We start from the raw sequence: 12,652 nt of genomic DNA on the forward strand, positions 1-12,652 counted from the left end.
CGGTCACACTTTCCCGTTGCTGCCGTTGGCCCTTGCGGCACGTGCGGTCGGCCACGACGTCGTCTACGCGACCGGACAGAGACTCCATCCGCTGTTGCGAAGACTTGGATTTCGTCCAGCACCGGCCGGAATGACCATTCCGGAGGCCTTCGAGGCCGCAGCCGGGGGAGACGCGGGGAAGACCGGGGAACTTCCCATTCAGGAATGGCTGCAGCGCGGGATCCGGGCGTTCCACGATGTGCTGCCCCGCCGGATGGCCGCCGATCTGCTGTCCGTGCTGCGGGCGGAGCAAGCCGACTTGGTGGTCTACGAGGCGGGCAACCCCGGAGCCGGGCTGGCGGCGCGCCGCATGGGTATTCCCGCGGTATGCCACTCCTGCGGCGGGGTCGGGTCGGTCGACCAGGACGACCAGTGGCGGAAGGGCATGGGACTTCTCCGTGAAGTCGCCGCCGAGATCGGAGTGGAGCTGAGCCAGGGGCAGCACCTTCTCGGGGACCCGTATCTGGACATTTATCCGCCATCGATGCAGGATCCTTCGTTCCTGGACAACCCCGAACGGGTGCCGCTGCGCCCGGTGCCCTTCTGCGAACCCGGCGAGCTACCGGAGATCATCTCCGCCGGGCGGGGACGCAGAGTGGTTTATCTGACGCTGGGCACCACCAAGATCGGCGACCTTGGCAGGCTGCGCGCCGCCGTCGACGGGCTCTCGGCTTTGGACGTCGACGTGGTGGTGGCCGCGCCGGGGATCTCGGCGGCCGATCTCGGTTCGTTGCCGGAGAACGTTTGTTTCAAAAGCTGGGTGCCGCAAGGTGAACTGCTGCACCTGGTCGATCTCGCCGTGCACCACGGCGGCGCCGGAACCACGCTCGGCCTTGCCGGCGCCGGCGTGCCGCAACTGTTGCTGCCTTTCGGATTCGACGGGTTCCGCAACGCCGACGCGCTGTCCGCTGTCGGGGCAGGGAGACGGTTGCTGCCCGAGGGGGTCGAACGGATGGAGGACGGTCCCGGAGCTGGCGCCGTCGTCCCCGCCGCGGCGATCGCCGCGGCGGCCGGTGAGCTGCTGACCGATCCCGGAGTCGGGCAAGCGGCCAAGGCCCTCGCTGAGGAGATCGCCGCCATGCCGGGTCCCGCTGAGATCGTGTCCCGGTTTCCCGAGTTCCTTTGACGCGGTCCCTCGGCTACCCGATCTCGCCACGTGCGTAAAGCCGCCCGTCCTCGGCCGCCGTCGTGCGTTCAGGGGTATAGCGTCAGCAGTTCGGTCAGCGCCTGCCGTGGCGAGTTCATCGCCGCGGTCTCCTTCGCCACCTCCCGTGCCGCCTGCTGGAAGCTCGGGTCGTCGAGTACCTCGCAGGCGGCGAGGCCTACCTCGTTCGGGTCGTCGATCATCCGGGCCGCGCCGCGGCGCGCCGCGCGCTCCGCGTTCGTCGGCTGATCGGCGAACACCGGCAACAGCACGCTGGGTACGCCGGCCGCGAGCGTGGCCAGCAGGGTTCCGACGCTGGCCGAGCCGATCACCACGTCGACGCCGGCCAGCAGTTCGGGCAGCGGAGCGAACCCGACTGCTCGCACCCGCGGACCAAGGTGCGCCTGCTCCGGGCTCGCGGTGACCAGGACGTCGAATCCCGCCTCGGCGACGGATTGGGCGAGGCCGGCGACCAGCGCCGGGTTGCCCTCGCCGACGCTGGTGCCCATGGTGACCAGCGCCCTTGGCACGTTCGGCCGGCGCGGCGGGACAGGACGGCTCGGCTGCCCGGCGACCTCGACGGCCACTCCGCTGAAACGGATCGTGATCCGGCCGGACTCCGGGGCCGGGTCGGTCCGCAGGAGAAGGGATTCGGGGAAGGGATCGAGCAGCGCCAACCGGTCTCGTGGTGTCACGAGACGAGAAGCGTGTTGCTCTCTGGTTCGCTCCCGGATCCCGTCGACGAACTCGGTGGGCAGCGGACCGGAGATCGCGTAAGAGGCCCAAGGCACGTCGAGCCGGGCCGCCAGCAGCGGTGCGACGAAATCGAGCGACTCGCCCACGATCAGGTCGGGTTCGTATCGCTGCCCCTGACGGAGCGCGTCGTCCCAGGTCAGGTCGACTCTGGTACCTGCCAGGAGCTCGACCAGACCCGGACCGAGGGTGCGCGCGGGGCCGGCCCGCTCCAGGTTCACCACGATCAACTCCTTGACGGACGGGCCCGCCGGGAGCAGGCGCCGACCGGCGAGAAACGGCGCCGCGGAGTCGGCGGCCAGGAAGGCGGCTTCGTGACCGGCGTCGATCGCCGCGTCCGCGAGCGGCAGCAGTGGCAGGACGTGGCCTGGCGCGGGAACGGCGGCGAACAGGATTCTCATGAGCCTTCGTGGGCCCTTTCCGTCTCGATTGAGAGCGGGCCGGTCATGACGAGGAAGAGGTTCGCCGCGTCCGGGCCGTAGTCCTTGCAGGCGCCGATCAGGGCTTCGATGTCGTTATCGAGGATGTCCGGAAAGGTCCTGGAACAGCCGCGCGGTCCGCCATCGTTTCCTGCTCGGTGAAGATCGAGGCGAGACCCTATCCGCCACATTCAGCAGGCTATCGGCGGCCGCGCCGAACCGGCATCCCTCGGCTTGACAAGGCTTCGCGCGGCCGGCAAACGGAAGTCCGGCGGCGAAACCTCCTACCCCGACCGTGCCGGGGCGCAGGTCAAATCGCCTTGCCCTCCCCGGCATAGCCTGTTTCCCGGGATATACGGAGACAGTCCGCATAATCGGGCAGCAGGCCGTCCCGCCGCATATCCGCCAGGAGCGGCGCCACGGTATCCCGATCCGAGCGGATGACTTTACGGTCCGACGGCCACGGCAGGTTCAGCGCCGGATCGAACGGATCGATCGCCAGTTCCAGCTCTGCCCGATAAGGGGTGCTCACGAGGTACGACATCACCGTGTTGTCCGCCAGCGCCAGGAACGCGTGCGCCGTTCCGATCGGAAAGTAGACGGCTCGGAAGGACTCGGCGTCCATCTCCACGACATCCGACATCAGGTAGGTCGGTGAGCCGACCCTGAGGTCGACGATCACATCCAGTGCGCGCCCGGCGACGCAATGGACGTACTTGCGCTGTCCGGGCGTGCGGGTGAAATGCAGTCCGCGCAACACATCGAGCTTCGAGACCACGGTGTTCACCTGAGCTACCGGAAACCTGTGCCCGACCGCACCGACAAACGCGTCGTCCTGGAGCGGTGCGACGAACAGCCCACGTCGATCCGGCGCCGGATCCGGCGTGAACTCGAACGCACCGGCCACCTTCAACTCGCGGACACGCACTGGGTCAGCCAACCTTCCGAGCGTACGTCGTCGACGCTGCGCTGTTGAGAAACACCGCGCAGTTGAGAAACACCGCGCAGTTGAGAACACTGCGCAGTTGGGAAACACCGCGCAGTTGAATGTTGACGTGGTCGCTATGTGTCAGTTCGGTAGAAACGGCGACCCTCCTCGGACTGCCACGTGCGGTGGCCGGGAAACCATGACTCCCCTATAGGTCCGCTGAACGAGGTGTCGCCTTGCCCAGTTCCCGGACACAGTGGGTGTGGAGGGTTTCGAACATGACGCGGCAGTGCATTCCGATGCCGACCTCTGTTCATTTCGTACGATACCAGGATTCTGTCCATTCGAAGTTTGCGTTGGCAAGTTCTTCGCGTGCTCCCACTGGCAGCGCCGTCGACCCGTTGACATCGTCGTGGGGGCGGGACCGGGACGACCCCCACCTGATCAACGCCGCGCTCGACATCCAGGCCGGAGAGACGCGGGTCGCCCGGTTCTCGTTCGCTGCAGCGGATGTACTCGATCTTCGCCAGGAAACGACGGCCTCGTCGCCCGTCCGCTTCACCGCTTCGCGAGCTCCAAAACCGCGGACTCGACTACCCACCTTAACGTTGTTTGAGCGGCACTGGAGCGGCAGAATAACTGCGGTCCCGCTCGACTTTCGGGAACCGACGGGGGTGCTCACGATGACAACAGGCCCGAGTCTCGCGGAACGCGTGCCGATTGGCCGGTCGGGGCTCCGCACCACGAGGCTCTGGCTCGGTACTGTGAACTTCAGTGGCCGCGTGCCGGACGAAGACGCGCTGCGGCTCTTGGACCATGCGCGCGAACGCGGGATCGATTGCATTGACACCGCGGACATCTATGGCTGGAGGGTCCACAAAGGACACACAGAGGAGCTGCTGGGGCGCTGGTTCGCCCGCGGCGGTGGCAGGCGGGAGGACATCGTGCTGGCCACCAAGGTCGGGGGCCAGATGACCGACCGGCCGGGCGACGGCGGCCTCTCGTCCCGGCATGTCATCGCAGCTTGCGAAGGATCTCTGCGCCGTCTCGGCGTCGACCATATCGACATATTCCAGCCGCATCAGGTTGACCGGACGACGACATGGGACGAGGTCTGGGAGGCGATGGACGTCCTGGTGGCGAGTGGAAAGGTGCGCTACGTCGGATCGTCCAATTTCGCAGGCTGGCATATCGCCGCCGCCCAAGAGAATGCCGCCCGCAGGCACCGGCTCGGCATCGTCGCTCACCAATGCCTCTACAATCTGGCCGTGCGTCATGCCGAATTGGAAGTGATGCCGGCAGCTGAAGCGTACGGGGTCGGTGTGTTCGCGTGGTCGCCATTGCACGGCGGGATGCTCGGTGGCGTACTGCGAAAGTTGCGGGAGGGCACGGCGGTCAAGTCCGCGCAGGGCAGGGCGCAAGCATCGCTTCCCGCGCTTCGGTCGGCTGTCGAATCCTACGAGAAGTTCTGCCAGAGCGTGGGCGCGGACCCCGCCGAAGTGGGGCTGGCCTGGGTGTTGTCTCGACCCGGCGTCACTGGCGCCGTCATCGGCCCTCGTACCCCTGACCAGCTTGACTCCGCACTTCGCGCGACACACCTGAAGCTCGCCGACGACGAAATGGACGAACTGGAGTCGATCTTCCCCGTTTCGTGGTCAGGAGGACCTGCGCCGGAAGCTTGGCTGGGATGATCACCGAGGGACCGGCTGGACAGATCTATCGGAACGGATACCTGGTAAATGCGCATTGATGCTTGTCGTATTTGTGGAAATCGCGAGATCGAATCGGTACTCAATTTGGGAGAACAGTGTCTCACTGGCGTCTTTCCCCGTACTCGGGATGAAGTCGTCCCAGCCTTTCCCCTGGAACTGGTGAAGTGCGCGCCTCCGGGATGCGGGTTGGTGCAATTGCGGGACAGCGCCGATTTCGAGCTGATGTACAACGACGGCTACGGCTACCGGTCCGGCATTCGCCCCTTCATGGTGAACCACCTTCGCGACATCGTGGCGAAACTCCGGCGTATGGTGGAGATCGGACCGGCGGACGTGGTGGTCGACATCGGCAGCAACGACGCCACTCTGTTGCGCGGTTATCTCCCGGATGCGCCGAAACTGGTCGGCTTCGACCTCGTCGGTAAGAAGTTCGGGCATCTCTACCCGGCGGAAGCGGACCTGGTGAGCGACTTCTTCACCGCGGAGGAGTTTTTCGCCCGTTATGGCGATAGACGGGCGAAAATCGTCACGTCGGTTGCCATGTTCTACGACTTGCCGCAGCCGATGCGGTTCATGCGCGACGTCCACGACGTCCTCGCCGACGACGGTGTCTGGCTCATGGAGCAGAGCTACCTGCCGTCGATGCTGCAAACCGGTTCGTACGACATCGTGTGCCACGAGCACCTCGAGTACTACGCGCTCGAGCAGATCGAGTGGATGGCCGCACGTACCGGTCTGCGCGTGCTGACCGCCGAAATCACCAGCGTCTACGGTGGCAGCCTTCGCGCGGTACTTTGCCGGGACGGAGCCGGGCACGCGGCCGACGAGGGGGCGCTGGACCGAATCCGGAGGGGCGAGGCCGAGGCAGGGTTGGCCGACCGTGCCCCCTACGAATCCTTCGCGCGACTGGCGGAGCGGCAGCGAGAACAACTCGTCGAGTTCCTGGCGAAGTCACGGGCACAGGGACGTACGACTCTTGGCTACGGCGCCTCCACCAAAGGCAACGTCATCCTCCAGTACTGCGGACTCGGCACAGCCGACCTCCCGGTCATCGGCGAGGTCAGCGCGGAGAAGGCCGGGTGTTTCACCCCTGGCACCGGGATCCCGATCGTGTCCGAGGATGACGCGAAGGCCCGCCGGCCGGATCAATTGCTGGTACTGCCGTGGATCTACCGTGACGGTTTCCTCGAACGGGAGCGGGATTTCCTTGCCGCGGGCGGCAAATTGGTCTTCCCGATGCCCGCCCTCGAAGTAGTGTGACGTCCCCGCGGCCGAGAACGGCGCGCCGTTCTCGGCGCGGCCTGGCCGCGTCTACCGGACGGCACGCCAGAGCGGAGCCGACCCGAGCAGTCGAGCCAGCGCGACCGCGCCGTGCAATGTGGACAGTGGGCCCAGCTGTGACGCCCGCACCACGGGGGCAGGCACACCCGGCCGGGCCAAGGCCGCCACGTGGCGCGCGACCCGGTCGGCGAACCCGGGCACTCCGGCCGCGAAACCGCCCCCCAGGATGACTGTGCCAGGGTGCAGGAGCTCCCGGACCCCGGTGATGGCCACCGCGAGCAGGTGGCAGGTGCGGTCCACGGCCTGGACCGCCCACTCCTCGTCGGCCAGTAGGCCATCGCGGAGCTCGGCCTGCCCGACCGGGGTGCCACGCAGCCGGGTCGCCCGAGCCAACGTGGCAGGCCCGGACGCGCCGGCCTGCAGGCATCCGCGGCGCCCGCACCCGCAGAGCCGCCCCTGCGGGTCGGTCACCACATGACCGAGTTCGAAGGAGCCGCGCTCCGGCCCCGGCACGAGCGTGTCGCCCGCGACCAGGCCACCGCCGATTCCCGTGCCCACTCCGACGTAGAGCAGGTCGGGGCAACCGAGCGCCCGCGCCTCGGCCAGAGCGCCCAGATCCCCGTCGTCGGCCCAGCGCAGGGGGGCGTCCCCGAAGACCGAGCGGAATGTCCGCCGCAGATCCAGGCCGATCCACTCGGGGCGGTTCGGCCAGGCCGCGACCAACCCGTCCGTTCCCACCGTGGCCGGTAGCGCGACCCCGATCCCGGCGTAGCCACCCGGAATCCGCAGCCGGAACCGGGCGATCTCGGCCGCCAGCTGGGTCAGGTCGGACTCCAGGCCGCGCCCGCGCCACGGGAAGACGTGCTCGCGGACTTCCCCGCCGTCGGTCTCCGTTCGCAGCGCCACCTTGGTGCCGCCGAAGTCGATGCCGAGCCAGGTCGACGTCACCGCCGTCCCGGCACCGACACCGGTGGGCATATCGGCAGCAGTTCACCGGGGGAGTGGATGACCAGATCCGGACCGGCCGCCATCAGGTCGTCCTTGTCGACGGTCGCCCAGGTCGCCGCCACGGAGGTCACCCCGGCGCCTTGGGCGCTGCGGATGTCGGCCGGGGCATCGCCGATCATGATGGCCGCGTCCGGCTCCGCGTCGAGGAGGCTGAGCGCGCGCAGCACGATATCCGGGGCGGGTTTGGCGTTGACGACCTCATCCGAGCCGACCACGTGGTCGAAGTGCTGGATCAGATCGAGTGTGGTCAGCAGGGAGCGAGCCCTCGGCCCGGCCTTCCCGGTGGCCACGGCGAGCCGGAACCCGCGCGTCCGGAGCGTCCGGAGCAGATCGGCCACCCCGTTCACCACCGGCACCTGATCCGCGAGCCGGTAGCTCTCCCGGACGAACGGTTCCTCCATCTCCAGTGGCAGGCGCATGCGCCGCATGATCTCCGGGAAATACAGGCCCTGGTAACGCTGGTATTCGGCGAACGGCGCCGGTCCGGTACCGACCACTTCCGCGTATGCCGCGGCGAAGGCCCGTCCCATCACCTCGTGACTGTCCACCAGGACGCCGTCGAGGTCGAAGATCACCACACTGCGCATCGTTACGTTCTCCATCAGGTCGCCGCCGCTGCCGTGACCGGTCCGGCGGGCAGGAGCGGGGTCGCCGAGGCCGCGTACAGTGCCTCGATCGTGCCGACGATCCGCCGTACGCCCGCGATCGCGGATCCGCGCGCCGATGGATCGGCGAGGCGGTCCCTGAGGTCGTCGAGCTGACGGGTGTACTCGGTGCCGATCGGCTCGGCCGGGACCGCGACTTCGCTCGTCCGGCCTCGCCGTACGACGCTGAGCCGCGGCCGGGGCTCCCGATTCGGGCTGAAGCCGAAGGTGGTCCGGAGGGTCGCGGAGCCGGCGCTCCCGTCGACCCGGATCTCGGTGACGTCATGGCTCGCCGAGTGCGCCGCCCAGCTGGCGCGAAGGCCCACGGACAGACCGGATCGGGTGACCAGGAACCCGCGCACGGTGTCCTCGACGTCCGCGTCGAGTTCCGGCACCGGCTGATCGTGCCGCCAGGCCGCTGTCCAGCGCGGGTCGTTGACGTGGTCGTGCGAAGTGGACGCGACGACCTGGTCGAAGGCCACCGGCCCGGTGATGGTCTCCAAGACGTCGAGCAGATGCCAGCCGAGGTCGAACAACACGCCGCCGCCCGCTTCCGCGCGGCTGGTGAACCAGCCCTGTGACCGGGGCACACCACGAGCCCTTTCCCACACCAGGTCGATGTGGCGCAGGTGGCCGAGCTCGCCGGCCAGAGCGGTCAGCTCCCGCACGTCGGCGCGGCACCGGAAGGCACTTCCCGCCAGCAACCGGCCGCCACCCGCCCGCTCGGCTTCGGCCAGTGTGTCCGCCTCCGCACTCGTGAGGCAGACCGGTTTCTCCACGAAGGTGGCGAGACCGCGGCCGAGAAGCCGTCGCGCGATGGCCGCGTGAAGGTGGTTGGGCGAGGCGACCAACGCGAGGTCGGCGTCTTCGGCTCGCAGCGCGTCGACTCCGTCGAAGGACGGACGGTCGGTCGCCGCGGTGAACGCCTCCCGCTTGACCGGATCGGGGTCGACCGCGGCCACCACTTCGTAGTCGCTGCTCGCCATCAGACGAGGAAGCCAGATCTCCCGGCCGGACCACCCGAACCCGACCAGTACGGTGCGGATCCTCATCCGGCGGCCACCAGGCCTGCCACGATGTCGGCGGTGTCGCTGAGCGCCTGCTCCGACGCGAGGAGGGTGCGGTGGTGCAGCCAAACGCAGTCCTGGCTGATCGCGTCGGCGTTGGGGCACCGCTTGGCGAGGGCGTCGACGGACTCCTCGGGGGCGCCCATCTCCCAGAACGCCGCGGTGCGGTAGATGGCGCGGAAGCCCGCGAAGGCCGGGATCCCCGCGTCGACCAGCCGGTCGACCAGCAGGTTGCGCCGCTCCTCCGACCAGCCGGGAAGCCGGAACATCGCCATGTAGTGCGGATTCCGGTCGGCCCGCGAGTCGCCGCCCTGCGGCCGGACACCGGGAATCCGGGCCAGGAGCGCCGACAGGAACCGCCACCGCTGTTCCCGCAGATCGATCTGACTGTCGAGCCTGCCCAGCTGGGCACGCAGGACGGCGGCCGAGAACTCGTTCATCCGCATGTTCGTGCCCGCCACCTGGTGGTGGTAGCCGCGGTCGGTGCGTGGCCTGCCGCAGGAGTGGTGCAGGAACGCCTTCTCGTACTCGTCCGCGTCCGGGAACAGCACCGCGCCGCCTTCGCCCGCGGTCATCAGCTTGCCGTTCTGGAAACTGAAGGACGCGACCGAGCCCAGCTCGCCGACGCCCTTGCCCTGCCAGCGGGCACCGTGCGCGTGGGCCGCGTCCTGCAGGATCCGGACGCCGGCGTCCGAGGCGAGCTTGTCCAGTGCGTCCATGTCGGCCATGAGACCCGCCATGTGCACCGGCATGATCACCTTGGTCCGCGGCGTGATCGCGTCGGCGGTGGCGGTCACGTCGATGTTGTAGGTGTCCGGGTCGACGTCCACCGGCACGGCGACCGCCCCGATCCGCTGAGCGGCCTGTGACGAGGAGATGAAGGTGAACGCGGGCACGATCACCTCGGTACCCGGCCCCACACCCATCACCTGCAGGGCGAGTTCCAGCGCGTGCGTTCCGTTGGTGACGGCGAGGGCGTGACCGGCACCGTGGTATCCGGCGAACTCCCGCTCGAAGCTCTCCACCTCGCTGCCGCCCATACGCCACCACTGGCCCTGGGACAGCGCACGATCGAGAGCGCGGCGTTCGGTGTCATCGAATTGCGGCCAATCCGGAAAGGTCGGCCCGGGTTGCGGACTCATTTCTGCCTTGCTCCTTTTGTCGATTGGCCTCACGATACGAATTGCGGCTCCGTCGTCACCATCCCTCAAGCTGACGGCGATTCCCGGAATTCACTGACGCCCCATTTCGGGAATTCGAAGTGAAGGGGGCGTCTTTCGGAGAGTATTCGCCTCGGGAAAGTGCTCAGGTGCGGGTGATCGTGGCCAGCCAGGCGGGCGCCCCGGCCGCGTCCCTGGTGTTCTCCAAAGTCGCGGATTCGATCGAGTCGACCCGCCAGCCGTCGGCGAAGGTGGCTCGGATGTCGTCCTGGTTCACCCGCAGAGCGCGGATCCCGCCCTGTGCCTCCCGTCGCGGTCCGCGGCCGGCTTGATGGCGGTCGCTGAGGCAGAGCAGGAACAACCGTGCGCCCGGCGGCATGACGGTGGCCAGGCCGGCGGCGTACTGGATCCGCTCCGGACGGCTGAACGCGTGGAAGAGCGCGCTGTCGAGCACGGTGTCGAACTGCTCGTCGAGGTCGCCGATCTCGAGTGCGTTCCCGACCTGGAAGCGCACTTCCAGGCCGCGTTCGCGTGCTTTGCGTCGCGCGGTCTCGATCGCTGTCGGCGCCGAGTCTATGCCGACCGCCGGGAGACCGAGCGCCGCTGCCATGAGCGCGACCTCGCCGGTGCCGCAGCCGATGTCGAGGGCACGGCCGCGGAAGGCACCTGCCTCGGCGAGCTCGCGCATGGCCAGCTGTGGACGGCCGATGTCCCAGAGCGGTACCCCGGTGTAGTGCGTGTCGTAGCTCTCTACCTGGCTGCCACCCATATCCGCCTGGCTCCTTTTTGTCGATTGGCCTCACCGTACGAAGTCCGGCGACGGCGCCACTATCCCTCAAGCTGACAGCGATTCCGGGAATTCGCCGCCGTTCCATTCCACGAAGCCGGCCGCGGCCGGAAAGTGTTCCCGACGCCGGACAGTGCGCGCCATCGCGCGGGTTGACGGTGTTCCCCGCGTTTTCGTCGCGCATTCCCGTGCGGTGACAACTAGCAATGTGAGGGATGTCCGTCCGGTTCGGCTCGGAACTACCGTGACTGACGGGTAGCGCGGAATCGGGCCGTACGAGAGAAGTGAGTTCATGAGCGTAAAGCAGTCCGAACGGACACTGTCCAACTTTCTCGCCTATCTCGACGAGCTGCGCGGGCGTGGAGACGTGCATTTCGACGAGAAGATCCAGGCGTGGCACGTGCTCGGGTACCACGACACCTATCAGGTGCTGACCGACCCGGTGACGTACTCCTCCGATGTCGCTCCGCTGGCGCCCAAACAGGAGGACTTCGACCTCTTCAAGAAGGGCAATTTCGTCCGGGCGGACGACCCGGCGCACCGACGGCTGCGCGGCATGGTCAGCAGGGCGTTCACCCCGAAGATGATCGCCGATCTGGAGCCGCGGATCACCGAGGTGACCATGCAGTTGCTCGACGACGCGGACGCGCGTGGCAACCAGTGGGACCTCATCGAAGAGCTGGGCTACCCGTTGCCGTTCATCGTCATCGCCGAGATGCTCGGCATCCCGGTCACCGACCGGGCATTCGTCCGGCGGCTGTCCGACACCTTCTTCGAGGTGCACAACGTCGATCCGGAGGCGTCGCTGGACGAACTGGGGGAAAGCGCGGTCAACAACGTCGCGCCGCTGCTGCGTGAGCTGAACCTGCACCTGCTGGAGTTCGTCCGAGATCGCCGCAAGAACCCGGGCGACGACCTGACCAGCAAGCTGCTGGCGGTCGAGGTCGACGGTGCGAGGCTTGACGACGAGGAGACCGTCGGTTTTCTCGGTTTGCTGCTGCTGGCAGGCCACGTCACCGCGACCTCCACCGTGGGCAACACGGTTCTCGCACTGCACGAGAACCCCGAAGTGTGGGGACAGTTGCGGGCCGACCCGGGGCTGATCCCGGCCGCGATCGAGGAGTCGATGCGCTACCGGCCGCCGTTCCCCCGTCTCGGGCGGCAGGTCACGAAGGACACCGAGATCGGCGGCCAGAAGATCCCGGCCGACGCGTTCGTGCTGGCGTGGCTGACCACCGCGAACCGCGACGAACGCGTCTTCGCCGACCCGGACCGGTTCGACATCCACCGGGACCCCAACCCCCACCTGACGTTCGGCAAGGGCATGCACTTCTGCCTCGGCGCGCCGCTGGCGCGGCTCGAGGTGAAGATCGCCATGCGCATCCTGATGGAGCGGTACAGCGACATCCGCGTACGCGACGACGTCCCGGTCAACCTGCGCAACCCGTGGGCGATGATCGGCGTCAACCGGCTGCCCATCGAGGTCCGCCGGTTCTGACGCCCCCGGACCTCGGAAGGAGATCCTCATGGCCAACCCGTTCGAGGTGGAGTCCGGCGACTATTTCGTGCTCCGTAACGACGAGGGCCAGTCCTCGCTCTGGCCCCGCTTCGCCGAGGTGCCCCCGGGCTGGCGCGTGGTCGCCGGCCCCGACACACGGCAGGCGTGCCTCGCCTCCATCGAGCAGACCCCGTGACCGGTTTCTGACCGGG

12 protein-coding genes are annotated in these 12,652 nt (G+C 68.0%); 5 read left to right on the forward strand and 7 right to left on the reverse strand.

Features of this window, described 5'->3' with window-relative positions:
• The first annotated feature begins 130 nt into the window (after nt 1-130).
• A complete protein-coding gene (locus DL990_RS05195) occupies nt 131-1,165 on the forward strand; it encodes a glycosyltransferase (protein WP_233620397.1) in 1,035 nt (344 codons plus the stop codon).
• 68 nt (nt 1,166-1,233) lie between these two features.
• Here the strand turns inward: DL990_RS05195 and DL990_RS05200 are convergent, their stop codons facing one another.
• Together DL990_RS05200 and DL990_RS05205 are read right to left on the reverse strand one after the other, a co-directional pair.
• Nucleotides 1,234-2,337 carry a glycosyltransferase gene (locus DL990_RS05200; protein ID WP_125787313.1) on the reverse strand — a complete coding sequence of 368 codons (1,104 nt, stop codon included), beginning with the start codon at nt 2,335-2,337 and terminating at the stop codon, nt 1,234-1,236.
• Nucleotides 2,338-2,665: 328 nt separating this feature from the next.
• A complete protein-coding gene (locus DL990_RS05205; RefSeq protein ID WP_370451251.1) occupies nt 2,666-3,295 on the reverse strand; it encodes a dTDP-4-dehydrorhamnose 3,5-epimerase family protein in 630 nt (209 codons plus the stop codon).
• A gap of 266 nt (nt 3,296-3,561) precedes the next feature.
• Between DL990_RS05205 and DL990_RS05210 the strand changes: the two genes are divergently transcribed.
• Nucleotides 3,562-4,974 (forward strand): aldo/keto reductase, encoded by a 1,413-nt coding sequence (locus DL990_RS05210; RefSeq protein WP_233599031.1) that lies wholly within the window; start codon nt 3,562-3,564, stop codon nt 4,972-4,974.
• A gap of 48 nt (nt 4,975-5,022) precedes the next feature.
• Nucleotides 5,023-6,255 (forward strand): class I SAM-dependent methyltransferase, encoded by a 1,233-nt coding sequence (locus DL990_RS05215; RefSeq protein WP_125798051.1) that lies wholly within the window; start codon nt 5,023-5,025, stop codon nt 6,253-6,255.
• A 51-nt stretch (nt 6,256-6,306) separates the two neighbouring features.
• Here DL990_RS05215 and DL990_RS05220 read toward each other — a convergent pair whose 3' ends face one another.
• The 5 genes from DL990_RS05220 to DL990_RS05240 all read right to left on the reverse strand — a co-directional run bounded on the left by DL990_RS05220 (nt 6,307) and on the right by DL990_RS05240 (nt 10,924).
• A complete protein-coding gene (locus DL990_RS05220) occupies nt 6,307-7,254 on the reverse strand; it encodes an ROK family protein (RefSeq protein WP_125798052.1) in 948 nt (315 codons plus the stop codon).
• Nucleotides 7,221-7,886, reverse strand: coding sequence for an HAD-IA family hydrolase (locus DL990_RS05225; RefSeq protein WP_125798053.1), 666 nt, complete (start codon nt 7,884-7,886; stop codon nt 7,221-7,223). The genes DL990_RS05220 and DL990_RS05225 overlap by 34 nt, the downstream gene beginning before the upstream one ends.
• On the reverse strand, nt 7,886-8,980 hold the full coding sequence (locus DL990_RS05230) for a Gfo/Idh/MocA family protein (protein WP_125787316.1): 1,095 nt from the start codon (nt 8,978-8,980) through the stop codon (nt 7,886-7,888). The genes DL990_RS05225 and DL990_RS05230 overlap by 1 nt, the downstream gene beginning before the upstream one ends.
• The gene (locus DL990_RS05235) at nt 8,977-10,137 is read right to left on the reverse strand and encodes a DegT/DnrJ/EryC1/StrS family aminotransferase (RefSeq protein ID WP_125787317.1); all 1,161 of its coding nucleotides are present in this window, start codon (nt 10,135-10,137) and stop codon (nt 8,977-8,979) included. The genes DL990_RS05230 and DL990_RS05235 overlap by 4 nt, the downstream gene beginning before the upstream one ends.
• A 163-nt stretch (nt 10,138-10,300) precedes the next feature.
• Nucleotides 10,301-10,924, reverse strand: coding sequence for a class I SAM-dependent methyltransferase (locus tag DL990_RS05240; RefSeq protein WP_125798054.1), 624 nt, complete (start codon nt 10,922-10,924; stop codon nt 10,301-10,303).
• A gap of 310 nt (nt 10,925-11,234) precedes the next feature.
• Between DL990_RS05240 and DL990_RS05245 the strand changes: the two genes are divergently transcribed.
• Nucleotides 11,235-12,440 carry a cytochrome P450 gene (locus tag DL990_RS05245; RefSeq protein ID WP_125798055.1) on the forward strand — a complete coding sequence of 402 codons (1,206 nt, stop codon included), beginning with the start codon at nt 11,235-11,237 and terminating at the stop codon, nt 12,438-12,440.
• A 28-nt stretch (nt 12,441-12,468) separates the two neighbouring features.
• Nucleotides 12,469-12,636 (forward strand): MbtH family protein, encoded by a 168-nt coding sequence (locus tag DL990_RS05250; protein ID WP_125787320.1) that lies wholly within the window; start codon nt 12,469-12,471, stop codon nt 12,634-12,636.
• Nucleotides 12,637-12,652: the final 16 nt, after the last annotated feature.

It is taken from the genome of Amycolatopsis sp. WAC 01416 (genome assembly GCF_003947485.1).
In the GTDB taxonomy this organism is placed as follows: Bacteria; Actinomycetota; Actinomycetes; order Mycobacteriales; family Pseudonocardiaceae; genus Amycolatopsis.